General features: G+C 64.3%; 14 protein-coding genes. 10 read left to right on the top strand and 4 right to left on the bottom strand.

All coding sequences use genetic code 11. The features are described from left to right. Positions 1 to 105 precede the first annotated feature (105 nt). From glcF to KUW00_RS21460, 8 genes are all read left to right on the top strand, one after another. Complete coding sequence (gene glcF, locus KUW00_RS21495; protein WP_045991719.1) at positions 106 to 1,338, top strand: glycolate oxidase subunit GlcF; 1,233 nt, start codon at positions 106 to 108, stop codon at positions 1,336 to 1,338. 424 nt (positions 1,339 to 1,762) lie between these two features. Beyond that, on the top strand, positions 1,763 to 2,164 hold the full coding sequence (locus KUW00_RS21490) for a GlcG/HbpS family heme-binding protein (protein WP_045991718.1): 402 nt from the start codon (positions 1,763 to 1,765) through the stop codon (positions 2,162 to 2,164). A 141-nt stretch (positions 2,165 to 2,305) separates the two neighbouring features. Continuing rightward, a complete protein-coding gene (locus KUW00_RS21485; protein WP_045991717.1) occupies positions 2,306 to 3,202 on the top strand; it encodes a DMT family transporter in 897 nt (298 codons plus the stop codon). A 182-nt stretch (positions 3,203 to 3,384) separates the two neighbouring features. After that, positions 3,385 to 3,699: a hypothetical protein gene (locus KUW00_RS21480; RefSeq protein WP_045991716.1), complete on the top strand. Its 315-nt coding sequence runs from the start codon at positions 3,385 to 3,387 to the stop codon at positions 3,697 to 3,699. 533 nt (positions 3,700 to 4,232) lie between these two features. Continuing rightward, complete coding sequence (locus KUW00_RS21475; protein WP_108132416.1) at positions 4,233 to 4,583, top strand: hypothetical protein; 351 nt, start codon at positions 4,233 to 4,235, stop codon at positions 4,581 to 4,583. Between the two features lie 275 nt (positions 4,584 to 4,858). Next, positions 4,859 to 6,433 carry a bifunctional GNAT family N-acetyltransferase/carbon-nitrogen hydrolase family protein gene (locus KUW00_RS21470; RefSeq protein WP_045991713.1) on the top strand — a complete coding sequence of 525 codons (1,575 nt, stop codon included), beginning with the start codon at positions 4,859 to 4,861 and terminating at the stop codon, positions 6,431 to 6,433. Between the two features lie 3 nt (positions 6,434 to 6,436). Next, positions 6,437 to 7,282 (top strand): zinc-dependent peptidase, encoded by an 846-nt coding sequence (locus KUW00_RS21465; RefSeq protein ID WP_222570093.1) that lies wholly within the window; start codon positions 6,437 to 6,439, stop codon positions 7,280 to 7,282. Next, on the top strand, positions 7,279 to 7,986 hold the full coding sequence (locus tag KUW00_RS21460) for a TVP38/TMEM64 family protein (protein WP_108132413.1): 708 nt from the start codon (positions 7,279 to 7,281) through the stop codon (positions 7,984 to 7,986). The genes KUW00_RS21465 and KUW00_RS21460 overlap by 4 nt, the downstream gene beginning before the upstream one ends. Before the next feature lie 16 nt (positions 7,987 to 8,002). Here KUW00_RS21460 and KUW00_RS21455 read toward each other — a convergent pair whose 3' ends face one another. The 3 genes from KUW00_RS21455 to KUW00_RS21445 all read right to left on the bottom strand — a co-directional run bounded on the left by KUW00_RS21455 (position 8,003) and on the right by KUW00_RS21445 (position 11,700). Beyond that, the gene (locus tag KUW00_RS21455) at positions 8,003 to 9,079 is read right to left on the bottom strand and encodes a sensor domain-containing diguanylate cyclase (protein ID WP_222570092.1); all 1,077 of its coding nucleotides are present in this window, start codon (positions 9,077 to 9,079) and stop codon (positions 8,003 to 8,005) included. Positions 9,080 to 9,247: 168 nt separating this feature from the next. Beyond that, a complete protein-coding gene (locus KUW00_RS21450; RefSeq protein WP_222570091.1) occupies positions 9,248 to 10,585 on the bottom strand; it encodes a glycosyltransferase in 1,338 nt (445 codons plus the stop codon). 236 nt (positions 10,586 to 10,821) lie between these two features. Next, positions 10,822 to 11,700: a LysR substrate-binding domain-containing protein gene (locus tag KUW00_RS21445; RefSeq protein ID WP_222570090.1), complete on the bottom strand. Its 879-nt coding sequence runs from the start codon at positions 11,698 to 11,700 to the stop codon at positions 10,822 to 10,824. A 180-nt stretch (positions 11,701 to 11,880) separates the two neighbouring features. On the opposite strand from KUW00_RS21445, the gene KUW00_RS21440 reads away from it, so the two are divergent. Further along, positions 11,881 to 13,059, top strand: a complete 1,179-nt coding sequence (locus KUW00_RS21440; protein ID WP_261392303.1) for a TauD/TfdA family dioxygenase — start codon at positions 11,881 to 11,883, stop codon at positions 13,057 to 13,059. 16 nt (positions 13,060 to 13,075) lie between these two features. On the opposite strand, the gene KUW00_RS21435 is transcribed toward KUW00_RS21440, so the two are convergent. Continuing rightward, complete coding sequence (locus KUW00_RS21435; protein WP_213229889.1) at positions 13,076 to 13,981, bottom strand: LysR family transcriptional regulator; 906 nt, start codon at positions 13,979 to 13,981, stop codon at positions 13,076 to 13,078. Between the two features lie 173 nt (positions 13,982 to 14,154). Here KUW00_RS21435 and KUW00_RS21430 point away from each other — a divergent pair, with 173 nt between their 5' ends. Then, positions 14,155 to 15,231 (top strand): tartrate dehydrogenase, encoded by a 1,077-nt coding sequence (locus tag KUW00_RS21430; RefSeq protein ID WP_045991709.1) that lies wholly within the window; start codon positions 14,155 to 14,157, stop codon positions 15,229 to 15,231. Positions 15,232 to 15,279: the final 48 nt, after the last annotated feature.

Below are 15,279 nucleotides of genomic sequence, written 5' to 3'. Positions count from 1 at the left end.
CGCCCGGCGAAGGCGGCATGATCGGACAGCCATCGACAGACGACCTGATCCCCCGTTTGGCCCCGGCGAAGGTCCGGGCCTCGACCATGACTAGCGGATAACAACATGCAGACCCATTTCAGCGAAAAAGACCTCGAGAAGCCGCATATTCGCGAGGCCGACAGAGTCCTGAGAAGCTGCGTCCACTGCGGCTTCTGCAATGCCACCTGCCCGACGTACCAGTTGCTTGGCGATGAGCGCGACGGTCCGCGCGGCCGCATCTACCTGATGAAGGAGATGCTCGAAAGCCCTGAAGACGACGACCAGATCACCGAGGAAACCCGTCTTCACCTCGACCGCTGCCTCACTTGTCGCAACTGCGAGACGACCTGCCCCTCAGGCGTCGAGTACCACAAGCTTCTGGATATCGGCCGCGCCGAGATCGAGCGGCGTGTGCCGCGCAGCACCTCCGACAAGGCGCTTCGCTTCGGCCTGCGCAAGGCACTGGTCGAGCCCGGCCGGTTCAAGGCCCTGCTGGCGCTGGGCCAGACCTTCAAGCCGCTGGTCCCCGGGGCGCTCAAGAGCAAGATGCCCCCGGCCCCGGTCGACGCTGGCAAGCGCCCCGACGGCAAGCGTCATCCGCGCCAGATGCTGATTCTCGAAGGCTGCGTGCAGCCTGGTCTTTCGCCCAACACCAATGCCGCCACTGCCCGCGTGCTGGACCGCCTGGGGATCGGCCTGACGCCTGCCCCCGAGGTCGGCTGCTGTGGCGCCATCGACTTTCACCTGAACGCCCAGGAAGCCGGACGCGAGCGAGCCAGACGCAACATCGACGCCTGGCTGCCTCACTTGGACGCCGGCTGCGAGGCCATCATCCAGACCGCCAGCGGCTGCGGCGCCTTCGTCAAGGAGTATGTCGAAGTGCTGGCCGACGACCCCGACTATGCCGAGAAGGCGCGCCGGGTCAGCGAGGCCGCCAAGGACCTGGTCGAGGTGCTGGGGCAGGAAGACCTGACAACCCTCGACGTGCGCGCCGACCAGCGCCTGGCCTTCCATTGCCCCTGCACCCTGCAGCACGCCCAGAAGCTCAACGGCGCGGTGGAAACGGTACTGACCAGGATGGGCTTCACCCTGACGCCGGTGCGAGATGGTCACCTTTGCTGTGGCTCCGCCGGTACCTACTCGATCACCCAGCCCGAGCTGTCACGCCAGTTGCGTGACAACAAGATGGACGCGCTGGAGGAAGGCAAGCCGGAGGTGGTTGTCACCGCGAACATTGGGTGCCAGACCCATCTGGCCGCCACCAATCGCACCCCGGTGCGCCACTGGATCGAGATCGTCGATGAGGCCCTTGGCTAAGGACGGATGGTCACCGCGCCGACATCTTCAGGTGCCAGACCCATTTGGCCGCGACCAATCGCACCCCGGTGCGCCACTGGATCGAGATCGTCGATGAGGCCCTTGGCTAGCATGTGATCATGGCGCAATGGACGGATGGTCACCGCGCTGACATCTTCAGGTGCCAGACCCATCTCGCTGCGACTAACCGCACCCCGGTGCGCTACTGGATCGAGATCGTCGATAAAGCGCTGGGCTAAGGACGGATGGTCACCGCGCTGACATCTTCAGGTGCCAGACCCATCTCGCTGCGACTAACCGCACCCCGGTGCGCCACTGGATCGAGATCGTCGACGAGGCTCTGGTCAGACAGGCCCAGAGCGCCTAGACTAAAAACGAAAATATTTTCCACATTAACCACAACCCTCAATCACAAGGACTCCCCATGCCGACCAAGCCTTACCTCGACCAGTCCCAGGTCAACGCCATCCTCGACGCTGCCCAGAAGGAAGCCGAGGCCAATGGCTTCGCCGTGACCATCGTCGTCAGCGATGATGGCGGCTACCCGCTAGGCCTGCGCCGCCTCGACGGCGCAGCACCGTTCAGTGCCGACGTCGCGATGGCCAAGGCCCGCTCCGCCGCCATCGGTCGCAAGGAGACCCAGGTCTTCGAAGACATGATCAACGGCGGCCGCAACGCCTTCCTGTCGGCGCCCATGGAGGGCCTGATGTCCGGTGGCGTGCCGGTGATCATCGACGGCCAGGTGGCCGGTGCCGTTGGCATCTCCGGCGTCAAGCCGGACCAGGACATCCAGGTCGCCAAGGCCGGTGCCGCCGCTATCGGCTAAACGCCTGGGCAGGACACAGTGATACGTCACTCGAATCCTGTACAAGCCTGCTGTACAACTGGTATTGCGTTATCGACCGCCGCCTTGACTGGCGGCGGTGCCTTTTCCGCCAGACCTTCTCGATGACATGGACCCGTCCCGATGCCCCTCCTGCCCTTTCTGGCCCCCCTGGGCGCCGTCTTGATCTGGTCCGGCAACATGACCATCAACCAGCTGACCGTCGGCACCATCGCCCCCAGCAGCATCGCCTTCCTGCGCTGGTTACTGGCGGTGGCCGTGTTGACGCCCTTCGTCTGGCGCCAGAGCTGGCGCGAGCGACACGCCATCGCCACGCATTGGCCCAAGCTTGCGCTTCTGGGACTGCTGGGCATGGCCCTGTGGCAAGGATTGGCCTACGTCGCGGCGGCCTCTACCAGCGCCACCAACATGGGCATTCTGGCGGCCATGGTGCCGCTGTTGACGATTCTGCTCAGCGCCCTGGTGCTGCGTGAGCCACCTAGCTGGGGCGGCTGCCTGGGCGGCGTGATGGCTCTCGCTGGCGTGCTGTGGCTACTCGGCCGAGGTGACATCGCCGTCCTGGCCAATCTGGAAGTGGCCCCTGGCGATGCGCTGATGGTGGTGGCCGCGACCTGCTACGCCCTTTACGGGGTCATGCTCAAGCGTTGGCCGCTTGCCATATCGCCCTGGGTCATGCTCTACGTTCAAGCGGTGTTCGCCGTCCTGCTGTTGCTGCCGGCCTACCTGCTGGGCCCAATGACACCGATCGACACAAGCAACGCCGGCCTGATCCTGTACGCCGGCATCCCCGCCTCTATCATCACCACCTATCTGTGGATGTTCGCGATTCGCCACATCGGCGCCAGCCGCGCCAGCATCTTCATCAATCTGATGCCGCTGTTCAGCGCCCTGATCGCCATGCTCTGGCTCGGCGAACGGCTTGGCTGGTACCACCTCAGCGGCGGCGCTCTGGTGCTTGCCGGCGTACTGACGGCCCAGACCTTCCGGCAGCCGATCCGCCGTCACGGCGAGGCCCGCTGACTTTCGTCCCGCGGCCCCGTCACAAGGGCCGAGGACGTCAAGATGTCGCTGAAACGGCTAACCATAGTTAGACAGGAATAACGTCCGTATTTGCAAATCCACCATGCGTTGTATAGGTTTAGTACAACCGTTGAGCACAGGACGCCAACGGCCTCTGCAAATCCAGCGACGAGAGGTTCCGCATGAAACACATCGTCAAGGCCGCAGCACTCATGAGCACGATGGCACTGTTCTCCAGCATGGCCATGGCCGCTCACCATGAGGAAAACGAAGCCCAGGAAAGCGGCGTCGATACCTCAAACAATGTGACCGAACAGCAAGACTCTTCCAGCATGGCCGATGACAGCGCCATGAATGCCGACAAGCCCCTCGTCGAAGACGGTGGCGTCGACTCTTCCAACAGCGCCGAGCAAGCCGACGACAGCATGTCCGAGACCCAGCCGAAGGGTGAGCTGGCAGAGGATAGCGGCGTCGACTCAGCCAACGACACCGAATAATCGCCAGGCCACGGACGGTCACAGTGGCAGGGACTCGCCACGGCAGGGCGGCCAGGATGGCTGCCGGTGGTTCCAGGAAGGAACCGCAGGGCAGGATGCCCACGACTGAGCGATGGACAGGCTCGCGCCCGATATCCCCATGGACGATCTCGGGGCCCACGGAAGGGCCCAGGCCTTGACCCGAACAGCCGCGTGGCAGTGGTTGCCGCGTGATAGCGGCCAGGATGGCCGCAAGAGGTTCCAGGAAGGAACCGCTGGGCAGGAAGCCCAACAGAGCCAGCGGACAGGCTCAGTGCCCGACACCGACAGGGAAGAACACAGGGCCCACGGAAGGGCTCAGGCCACCCACTCGATGGCGTCACCAGGAAGGTGACGCAATATGTCGCGAGCAGGCCTGCTCACGACCCGCCCCACATCCCGCCCCCCACCCTTCAGTCCCCGCATGAAGCGACGGACAATGAAAGGTCGACGACGGGAATGCCGTTGGGCCGTCATCAGAGCATCATCAACAGCTACAACCCGGAGGTACTACGATGAACACCTACCAGACCACACTGCTGAAGCGCCTCGCCCTGGCCGGCTTGATCGGCCTGTTCTCCAGCGCCGCCCTGGCCGATCACCACGCCGAGGGAGACGAAGAGATGAAGCAGGAGCAAGTCATGCCTGAAGATAGCGGCGTCGACTCCTCCAACGATTCAGCGAAGGCCGAGGGCGAAGATGGCGCCATTCCCGGAGGCGAGATCGTCAAGGATGGCGGTGTCGACTCCAACCACGCGCCCAGCGACGACGCTTCCGCCAGCGACAGCCAGTCGGCGCTGGACGAGGGCGACCTGGTGGAAGACAGCGGTGTCGATTCGGCCAACGAGCCGGAAAACGACGTCTAAGCCTCCAGATTGCAGGACACCTGCGCTGCAGAGCTTGCACGCAGCATCCCAAGGCTCCGCTACGGCGGGGCCTTTGTCGTGGCAAGGCCCGCTGTTTGTTGGACGTGTTCTTTCCAGCGCTCTCTCCAGCGCTTCATGCTTCCCTTGATGTGCACTACTGCCCCCCGAACTTTAGATGCATAACGCTTATGCTTTTGCGCTATGCTGCACACCTCGTTCCGCCTTGCCCTGGGCGGCATGTTAGACTATGCGGTCCATTTCCGGAGGAACGCTTCATGTCCCTCGATGATCTTCAGCTCAATCTCCGTAACCTCACCTGTGACGACTACCCTCAGCTCAAGGGGCTGATGGACAAGGTCTACCACGACATCGGCGGAGCCTGGCCCAGGATCACCATCGACAGGCTGGTGGCGGAGTTTCCTGACGGCCAGATCGTCATCGAGGACGACGGCCGGGTCATCGGCGTGGCGCTTACCGCCCTGGTCGACTACGAGGAGTTCTCCAACCCGCACAAGTACGACGACCTGATCGGCAAGCGCGAGACGATCCAGAACGCCAAGGACGGCGATGCCATGTACGGCATCGACGTGCTGATCGACCCCGACTACCGCGGCTATCGCCTTGGCCGTCGCCTCTACGAGGCGCGCAAGGAGGTCTGTCGCCAGCTCAACCTCAAGGCCATCCTGGCCGGCGGACGCATCCCCGAGTATCACCGGGTGGCCGACAGCATGTCGGCGAGCGAGTACATCGACAAGGTCTCGCGCAAGGAGCTGCATGACCCGATCCTGTCGTTCCAGTTGTCCAACGACTTCCAGGTCAAGCGCCTGCTGCGCAAGTATCTGCCCGAAGACGAGAAGTCCCAGGGCTACGCGACCCTGCTCGAGTGGAACAACATCCTGTTCGAGCCGGCCGAACGCATGCTGGAAAGTCGTCCGACCCAGGTTCGGGTCGGCGCCGTGCAGTGGCAGATGCGCGAGTTCGCCTCGGTGGAGGCGGTGCTGCAGCAGGTCGAGTACTTCGTCGATGCCTTGTCCGACTACCAGAGCGACTTTGCGGTCTTCCCGGAGCTGTTCAATGCACCGCTGATGGGCCTTCAGGACCGCGCCGCCCAGCAGGACCAGATGGCGGCCATCCGCTTTCTGGCCGGCTTCACCGAGCGCTTCAAGACCGAAATGTCGCGCATGGCGGTGGCCTATAACATCAACATCATCGCCGGATCGATGATCGAGGAAGGTGACGACGGACGCCTCTACAACGTGGCCTACCTGTGCCACCGCGACGGCTCCATCGAGCGCCAGGCCAAGCTGCATATCACCCCCCAGGAGCGCCGCGACTGGGTGATCGAGGGCGGCGAGGATCTGTGCGTATTCCAGACGGATGCCGGACGCATCGGCATCCTGATCTGCTACGACGTGGAGTTCCCGGAGCTAGGCCGACTGCTCGCCGATCAGGACATGGACCTGCTGTTCGTGCCCTTCTGGACCGACACCAAGAACGGCTATCTGCGGGTTCGTCACTGCGCCCAGGCCCGAGCCATCGAGAACGAATGCTACGTGGTGCTGTGCGGTAGCGTCGGCAATGTGCCGTCCATCGAGAACCTGGACATCCAGTACGCCCAGTCATCGGTGTTCTCGCCTTCCGACTTCGCCTTCCCCCACGACGCAGTGATGGCAGAGACCACCCCCAACACCGAGATGATCATGTTCTCCGACCTGGATCTGTCGCGGTTGACCGTGGTGCGTGCCGAGGGCTCGGTGACCAACCTCAAGGACCGCCGCAAGGACCTGTTCGACCTGCGCCTGCGCGACTGGTCGTGGAAGTCCGGCGCCAGGGACCAGGACGACAGCTAGGCTGTGTTGTCACGACTCAAGCGCTGGCGGGCGGCCCGCTTCGATGCCCGCCATCCCTTCCCCGCCGACACCTGGGCCAGCGCGCGGGCGCGGCTGCCCCTGCTGGCCCGGGTGCCCGAGGCTTCGGCCCAGCGTCTGGGTCAGCGCGCCTGGCGGTTTCTTCACGACAAGCGTCTGAGCCTGCACCCGGACCTGGACCCTGCGGCACTGGATAGCGAGGAACGCCTGGCCCTGGCGGCCCAGGCCTGCCTGTTGACGCTCGGCTGGAGCGAGCACGAGCACCAGGAAGCCTTTGCCAACGTGCACGAAGTACTGGTGTTGCCCGACGCCTTTCGTCGCCAGGTCGAAGAGATGGACGAGGCCGGGGTGATGCACGTCTACGAGGACGAGCGCGCCGGCGAGACCTTCTACCAGGGGCCGGTGGTGATCGCCTTTCCCGATCTGGTCGAGAGCGGTGGCCTGGATGGCTTCAACGTGGTCATCCATGAATTCGCCCACAAGCTCGACATGGGCAATTCCCAGGACGTCGACGGGTTTCCACCACTGCCGGTCGCCATCGCCTCCAGGGAGTGGCATCGCGAGTTCACGGCGGTCTGGCAGGATCTGCAAAGGCGCCTCGAAGCAGGCGACCCCACGCCCATCGACGACTACGCCGCGAGCCATCCCGGCGAGTGCTTTGCCGTCTGCTGCGAGACCTTCTTCAGCGCCCCCGACCGTCTGATGGAGGCCTACCCGGGACTCTACGATCTGCTCTGTCGCTACTTTCAGCAGCAGCCCCTCAAATGGGCGCTGACTGCCGATAACGACCATCCCGCACCCTCACCCGCCACTCAGGAATCCCCCCGATGACGAGGCGCTGGCTACTGCCGACCCTGGCCATCACCGTGCTGGCAGCGCTGGGACTGACCTGGCAGTGGCTGGCCATGCATGACCTGCTTACCGTCGACACCCTGATGAAGCTTTCCCAGGGTGGCACGGCGTGGCGCGACAGCCCCTGGGCCATCGTCGTGGTGGCTGCTGTCTATGCAGGGCTATCGCTTGTGATGTTTCCGCTGAGTCTGCTGGTGGCAGCGACCGGGCTGGTATTTGGCCCCTGGTGGGGCTTCGGCTACGCTCTGATCGGTACCCTGTCGGCCTCCTGCCTGACCTGGTGGGTCGGTCGCAAGCTTGGCCGCGATGCGTTGTTGCGCTACGGGGGAAAGCGCTTGAACGGCCTGTCACGCTACCTGTCGGGACGCGGCATCCGCACCATGACGCTGGTCAACCTGCTGCCGCTGGCCCCCTTTACCCTGACCAACATGATGGCCGGGGCCTTCCATCTGCGCTTTCGCGACTACCTGATCGGTTCCACCCTGGGCATCGCCCCGGGCCTGGCCGGGGTCACCCTGCTCGGCAGCCAGTTGGGCGAGTTGATCACCGCTGACAGTCGCAGCGAGATCTTCTATGCGCTGGGTGGCCTGGCGCTGGGTGTCGGCCTGCTGGTCGGACTCAAGCGCTGGGCCGACGGGAGAAAGGCCGATCGGGGATCATCCAGACAAGTGGAAAGCAAGTAGCACCGCCACGGCTGACCTACTGCGTCACGTGCACGAACTCGACTCGGTTTCGACCATTGGTCTTGGCCTTGTACATCGCCTGATCGGCCTGGTTGACCAGGCTGTCGAGGTCGGTCCCATCGCTGTCGATCAGCAACGCACCGATACTGGCGGTGACGCGTATCACGCTGTCGGCGACGGGTATCTCCAGCTCGGACAGGGCAAGGTTGAAACGCTCGAGGGCAGACATCAAGGCGGGCTTGTCGACGCCCGCCATGACCACGCAGAACTCCTCTCCCCCCATGCGGGCGATAAGGTCCGACTTGCGAAAGCTTGCGTCGAGCGCCTTGGCCACGGCGACCAGCACCCGGTCTCCGGATTCATGGCCGTAGGTATCGTTGATCGACTTGAAGTGATCGAGATCGACCAGCGCGACGCCCAGCGCTCCCTTGCCGCGCTGCCAGCGCTTGGCCAGGGTGGCAAAACGGGTAGCAAAGGCGCGACGATTGCATACCCCGGTCAGGGGGTCGGTCTCGGACAGCACTTCCATCTCTTCGATCTGATGATGGATGCGTATGCTGGCGGCGACCCAGTGGGCCATGGCCTGCAGGCGCTCACGATCTTCATCGGTGAAGGCATTCGGGCTTTCGTGGGCGATGTTCATGGTGCCCACGCAGCGACTGCCGCTGATCATCGGGACATCGAGACAGCACCCCAGCCCCTTGGCACTGAGCATCTGGCAGTCGAGATCGGGACTCCCGTCAAAACGCTCGGCGTACTCCGCCTGGCGAGTGCGATAGACACGTCCGACCATGGTGCCGTAGATCGGCACAGGCTGATCCATCGGGATGGCGTTGTTACCTTCCATGGCGATCAGGGTCAGCTCGGTCTCGGACTGCGCCAGAGTGATGGAAGCGCGGTTGGCGCCAAACACCGTACTTGACCAGCGTGCCACCGTATCCAGCACGTCCTGGAGCGATTCGGCCGCGGACAGCTCATGCACGAAGCGTATCGGTAACTCGATGGTCAGATCCGCGCGCAGGGACACGGCGTCGTCATCACGCTGCGCCGACGATGATCGCTTGCTGTCCTGCCGTGTCTGTTCCAACGTCATACCCTCACCGAGCGCTGGTCGCTCTATCCAACCGAAGAAACGAAGCCTTTGGAGATTCTATCGTGCTCTCCTGGGGAAGCACGAGTCACATGAGCATAAAATGAATAAACGCACTATTCGGAAAATCTTGTGCGTTTAAACCTAGGTGTCTCGAATCACCAAGCGGCGTCACCTCGACGGCAGTTCGGGTTCGTCTTCGTGTTGGCCGGGCCACCAGGATGGCCGCTCCTCACGCCACTCTTCACGCCACTCCTCCTGGACCAGGTGGCGTAGCACCCTCCCTCGGTAGCGTAGCATCTGCCACTCCGCGCCCAGTCGGCTGCGTACACGCTCCCAGCCGCCGTCATCGGCGTGGGTGAAGGGGCCGCCGCGGGCGATCGCCAGGCGGTAGACCCGCAGGCAGCGCTCGGCGCAGCGAGCCTCGTCGTAGGCCTGGGCAGTGCTCAGGGCGGCCTCGTGCAGGGCCGGCCAGTATCGTGCGTCGGTACATTCGGCCAGGGCCAGGGCGAAGGCCTGCTCATCCTCATGCGCCAGCAGCCGTCCATTCTCCCCATTTCGCACGACTTCGCGAACGCCAGGGGCATCGAGGGCCACCACCGGCAGCCCCGCTGCCATTGCTTCGGCCACCACCATGCCCTGGGTCTCGCTGTGTGATGCAAAGGCAAAGACGTCCATGGCGTGGTAGGCGTCGATCAGCGCCTGCCCGTGCAGGCAGCCGGTAAAACAGACACGCTCGCTCACCCCATGACGATCGGCGGCCGCTTCCACCGCTTCTCGGGCATCACCGTCGCCTACCACCAGCCACCAGGCCTCGGCATCCTCGACCAGCGCCTGGCACACCGCGCCCGCCAGAAATGCCAGATTCTTCTCCTTGGCCAGCCGACCGAGATGCCCGATCACCCGGGCATCTGCGGGAATCGCGAAGTGATCCCGCCAGCGATCACGCTTGCCCGTCGCAAAGCGTGAAGTGTCCACTCCGCTGGGCACCACCGTCATGTCCGGGTTGCCGGCGCGCTGGACCAGCAGTTGCTTGACGCTCTCGCTGGGAGCAATCACCTCGTCGCACAGCCAGGTGTACTGGGTCGCCAGCGCCACCGCAAAGCGCTGCATCCGCGAGGAATCCCCCGGCACGTAGTGGGTGTAGTGCTCGTACAGCGTGTGGTGGGTGAACACCAGCGGCAGGCCATAGGTTTCCGCCGCACGTGCCGCGGTGTCGCCCAGCAGGAAGGGATGGTGGGAATGCACGATGTCCGGCTCGAAGGCCTCGATGGCGTCGAACAGTTGTCCGGGAATCGGCACCGGCAGCGAGAAGTCGCTGCCATTGAAGTGCTGCACCGCGACGACACGCACCGCGTCCGACTCGTGTTGCGGCTGCCCTTCCAGCCGAGGCGCCACCACCAGTACACGATGCCCCGCCCGCTGCAACTGGTGCTTCAGGCGCTGCACGGACTCGCTGACACCACCGACGATCGGCGCATAGGTGTTGGTGAACATCAGCACATTCACGGTGGCAGCAGTCTCCTGAAACAGATCATGGGCCGCACCCCGGCGACGCAAATCCCGGGGTGCGATGCAGACGAAGGCCGGATGGCGCCCTCCCTCTCAATTCTATGCTCTGACGAGCGCCTACGCCCGTAAACAATAGCGCCCGTTCAGCGACCACGATCATACCGACTCGATCGGTTCAGCCCCAGTCCGTCTGGAACAAAGTGCCGAGGCCTGACCTCTTGCCGACAAAGTTGTCACGATGGCCCAGGCGCTACTTCGCCCGCCAGCCAGCGCCATAGCCGTTCGCTTTCGACGCTGCCCGGTTCGTTGTGCGGCCGACATAACCAGAATCCTTCGCGAGAGGGCACCTCGATGTCGAACGGGGTAACCAGACCCTGGGGATCTTCCAGCAGGCAGCGGTGCACCAGCGCCACCCCCGCCCCTTGCCTGGCCAGCGCCATCACCATGGACAGGTTGTCGCAGATCAGACTGTGACAGTGGCTCGACAGGTCCTTGCACCCGGCGTGCTCGAGCCAGGCTGGCCAACCGACCGCGAAGCCCGCCGCGTGGAGCAGGGTCTGCCCGGCCAGGGCATCCGGCGAGACGAGCCGCTCTGCCAGCGGCGGCGTACAGACCGGCAACAACGACGACGCCCCCAGGGAGATCGACTCCATGCCGCGCCACTCCCCCTGGCCGTAGCGCAGTTCGATATCGGCCCCTTCGGCACCGAAATCCGAACTCCAGACGGCGCTGACCACACGCACGGTCACCTCGGGGTGGGTAAAGTGAAATCGTGCCAGACGAGGCGCCAGCCATTGGCTCTGAAGCGCCGGAGTGGTGCGCAGCGTCACCGAACGATCCGGGGTCACGCCGAACACCTCCAGGGTGCCCTCATCGAGCCGCGCAAAGGCTTCCTGGACGCTCGGCAACCAGGCCTGGCCCGCCGGCGTCAGCGTCAGGCTGCGCGGGTGGCGCACGAACAGCGGTTGCCCCAGGCGGTCCTCCAGTAGCCGAATACGTTGACTGATGGCGGCCTGGGTTACCGACAGTTCCTGGCCCGCTGCGGTAAAGCTCAGGGTTCTTGCCGAGGCCTCGAAGGCCTGCAGCCAATGCAGAGGAGGAAGTCGGTGCATGTCGTTTCGCGCTCTGTGGTTTCTGGCCCTGTGGTTTCGCGACCATGAAAAAGCCAGTCATAAGCTCAGCTTGGCCTCAGGCGTCATATTAGTCGTTTGTCGCCATCGCCTCGAGCCCCCACCATCGGCGTCAAACCTCGTCATCTACTTCGTCAACACTCGTCACCCTGGAGCCGATCCATGAGCACCGCCTCGTTGACCTCGACCGCTGGCGTCGACCACATCGATATGCACGAACTGGCCCCCTGGCCCCAGCACCTGACGCTGACCGACGTGGTTGCTGAAGGCTTGCGTCTCTCGCTGGTCTGGAACAACGGCGACCGAGGACAATTTCCTCTGTTGTGGCTGCACGATCACTGCGCCTGTGATCAGTGCCGCCACCCGCTGACCCGGGAACGCCTGGTCACACCGATGGCCGCCGTTCCAGGGCTCGACGAGGCCCGCATCGAGCACGGTCAGCTCCACCTTGACTGGCAGGACGGACACCACAGCCGCTTCGCCGCCGGCTGGCTGCACCAGCGTCGCCCCGGCGAGGCCGCCATCGACAGCCTGCCGCGGCCTGTCGCCTGGCAGACACCGTTTTCCCCCCAGCATGTGCGGCATGCCGATCTGGTAGCCGGTGGCAACGGCGAAAAAGCCTGGATCACGGCGTTGCTGCGCGACGGCCTGGTGCTGCTCGACGAGGGGCCGCTGGAACTCGAGGAGGTCAGTCGCCTGGCACGGCGCATTGGCCCGCTCAAGGCCACCAACTTCGGGGCTCGCTTCGACGTCATTTCAAAGCCCAACCCCAACAACGCGGCCTACACCTCGATTGCCCTGGCGCTGCACACGGACCTGCCAAACTGGCGCCAACCGCCGGACATGCAGTTGCTGTATTGCCTGAAGAACGATGCCGAAGGCGGCGGCTCGATCTTCGCCGACGGCATCCAGGTCGCCGAGGCGCTGCGCGCGGCCAACCCCGATCACTTTCAGCTTCTGGCCGAGACCGCCATCGACTTTCGTTTCCAGGACGAGGAACACGATATCGGCGTCCGCGAGCCGGTCATCGACGTCGGCACGGATGGGCGCATCCGCGAGATTCGCTTCAACAACTGGATTCGTGACACCCTGCACCTGCCTGCCGACCTGATCACCCCCTGGTACGAGGCCTACCACCACTTCTGGACCCTGCTGCATGCACCACAGCATCAGATTGCCCTCGACCTGCGTCCCGGGCAGATGGTGGCCTTCGACAACCGCCGGGTACTGCATGGACGTGAGGCCTTCGATCCCTCCACCGGGGAGCGTCACCTCCAGGGCACCTACCTGGACCGCGACATGCTGGAATCCCGGCTGCGAGTGCTGGCACGCAAGGGCTGACGGGGCCGGCAGTCGTTCAATCGAGTGACGGGATCCTGGCCGCCAGGCGCCGAGCGAGGAAGTCGACCAGCGCACGCAAGCGCGCGGGGACGTGCCGGCGCTGGGCGTAGACCGCGAAGAAGTCGGCACGCACCCCCTCCCAGCCCGGCAGCAGGCTGACAAGGCGCCCCTCCTTCAATTCATCGTGAACGTCCCACCAGGAGCGCAGCATCACCCCGTGACCATCGAGCGCCAGTCGCTTGATGACCTCACCGTCATTGCTGGTAAGACGCCCGCCGACCTTGACCGACGTCTCGACACCGTCGGCGTCGACGAATCGCCACAGCGCAAAATCGCTGTCATTCTCCCGCAGTACCAGACAGGCGTGGCGCTGCAGCGCCTGGGGAGTCTCGGCCCGACCACAGCGCTCGATATAGTCGGGAGAGGCGCAGGCAACACGTCGGCTGGCCACCAGACGGCGGGCCACCAGGCGCGAGTCGGGGGGCTCGCCAATACGGATGCCCAGATCCACGCCCTCCACCAATGGTGCGGGAAAGTTGGAGAGTTCCAGTGACGCCTCGATGCCCGGATGCAAGGCACAGAACTCGGACAGCAAGGGCGCCACATGGCGGCGACCGAAACCAAACGTCGCGTTGAGCCGCAGCGGTCCCGCCAGCGCCTCGCGATCCTCGCCCAGGCTCTCTTCCAGTTCGGCCAGCTCATCCAGTAGCGCGACTCCCCTTGCCAGGTAACGCTCACCTTCGGCGGTCAGGGTAAGCCGCCGGGTGGTGCGCGTGGCGAGTTCCACCCCGAGCCGCGCCTCCAGCTGCTTCAGACGCTTGCTGACCGCCGACAGCGACAGTCCCAGCTCGCGTGCGGTGGCGGTCAGATTGCCGGCCTGGGCCAGTTGACGAAAGAACGCCAGATCATCGAGTGATGCCACCCTTTTCTCCACTTGAGGTCAACAATGAATTGCCATCGAGCCCCATTATCGCCTCTCTGTAAAGAGCTAGACTGACCTTACACCTTGCCGCCGCCACCCTTCACACCAAGCACAATCGTGGCCGCTGCGCGAGGCACCCTCTACACGCCAGCAGACAGGATCAAGGAGCTTTCATGGCCCATCGCATCGCCATCATCGCCGGTGACGGTATCGGCACCGAAGTCATGCCCGAGGGCGTGCGCGCCCTCGAGGCTGCCGCCAAGCGCTTCGCTATCGACCTGGATACCCAGACCTTCGACTTCGCCTGCTGCGACTACTACCTCGAGCACGGCAAGATGCTGCCGGACGACTGGCGCGAGACGCTGATCGACTTCGATGCGATCTTCTACGGCGCCATCGGCTGGCCCGAAAAGGTACCGGATCACATCTCGCTGTGGGGCTCGCTGCTCAAGTTCCGCCGCGAGTTCGACCAGTACGTCAACCTGCGCCCCTGCCGCCTGCTGCCGGGTATCAAGAGCCCGCTGGCCGGTCGCGAGCCCGGCGACATCGACTTCTACGTGGTCCGCGAGAACACCGAAGGCGAATACTCGAGCGTCGGTGGCACCATGTTCGAGGGCACCGACCGGGAGGTGGTGATCCAGGAAACGGTGATGACCCGCCACGGCGTCGACCGGGTGCTCAAGTACGCCTTCGACCTGGCCCAGAGCCGCCCGCGCAAGAAGCTGACCTCGGCCACCAAGTCCAACGGCATCGCTATCACCATGCCCTGGTGGGACAGCCGTGTGGCCGAGATGGCCAAGCAGTACGGCGACGTCGAGGTGGACAAGTTCCACATCGATATCCTGACCGCCAACTTCGTCATGCATCCGGACTGGTTCGACGTGGTGGTGGCCTCCAACCTGTTCGGCGATATTCTTTCCGACCTGGGGCCCGCCTGCACCGGCACCATCGGCGTGGCGCCCTCGGCCAACATCAATCCCGAAGGCACCTTCCCAAGCCTGTTCGAGCCGGTTCACGGCAGCGCCCCGGATATCGCCGGCAAGGGCATCGCCAACCCCATCGGCCAGATCTGGTCCGGCGCCATGATGCTCGAACACCTGGGTCACAAGGACGCCGGTGACGCCATCCTGGCCGCCATCGAGGCGGTGCTGGAAGACGGCGACAGCGAAGTGCTGACCCCGGACCTGGGCGGCAACGGCACCACCGAGCGTCTGGGCGCCGCGATCAGCGAGCGTATCGCCCAGGGCTGAGCCTGAACCTGAGCCTGAAACAGCGCCCACCCGCCCGGTATCGATCGC

It is taken from the genome of Halomonas sp. DP5N14-9, assembly GCF_019802175.1.
In the GTDB taxonomy this organism is placed as follows: domain Bacteria; phylum Pseudomonadota; class Gammaproteobacteria; order Pseudomonadales; family Halomonadaceae; genus Halomonas; species Halomonas litopenaei.
The sequence above is the reverse complement of the archived record's forward strand: the minus strand, read 5'-3'. Positions and strand labels throughout refer to the sequence as shown.

Excerpts from the sequence above, each read along its gene's own strand:
- glcF (WP_045991719.1), top strand. The coding sequence starts at position 106 with ATGCAGACCCATTTCAGCGAAAAAGACCTCGAGAAGCCGCATATTCGC.
- KUW00_RS21490 (WP_045991718.1), top strand. The coding sequence starts at position 1,763 with ATGCCGACCAAGCCTTACCTCGACCAGTCCCAGGTCAACGCCATCCTC.
- KUW00_RS21485 (WP_045991717.1), top strand. The coding sequence starts at position 2,306 with ATGCCCCTCCTGCCCTTTCTGGCCCCCCTGGGCGCCGTCTTGATCTGG.
- KUW00_RS21480 (WP_045991716.1), top strand. The coding sequence starts at position 3,385 with ATGAAACACATCGTCAAGGCCGCAGCACTCATGAGCACGATGGCACTG.
- KUW00_RS21475 (WP_108132416.1), top strand. The coding sequence starts at position 4,233 with ATGAACACCTACCAGACCACACTGCTGAAGCGCCTCGCCCTGGCCGGC.
- KUW00_RS21470 (WP_045991713.1), top strand. The coding sequence starts at position 4,859 with ATGTCCCTCGATGATCTTCAGCTCAATCTCCGTAACCTCACCTGTGAC.
- KUW00_RS21460 (WP_108132413.1), top strand. The coding sequence starts at position 7,279 with ATGACGAGGCGCTGGCTACTGCCGACCCTGGCCATCACCGTGCTGGCA.
- KUW00_RS21455 (WP_222570092.1), bottom strand. The coding sequence starts at position 9,079 with ATGACGTTGGAACAGACACGGCAGGACAGCAAGCGATCATCGTCGGCG.
- KUW00_RS21445 (WP_222570090.1), bottom strand. The coding sequence starts at position 11,700 with ATGCACCGACTTCCTCCTCTGCATTGGCTGCAGGCCTTCGAGGCCTCG.
- KUW00_RS21440 (WP_261392303.1), top strand. The coding sequence starts at position 11,881 with ATGAGCACCGCCTCGTTGACCTCGACCGCTGGCGTCGACCACATCGAT.
- KUW00_RS21430 (WP_045991709.1), top strand. The coding sequence starts at position 14,155 with ATGGCCCATCGCATCGCCATCATCGCCGGTGACGGTATCGGCACCGAA.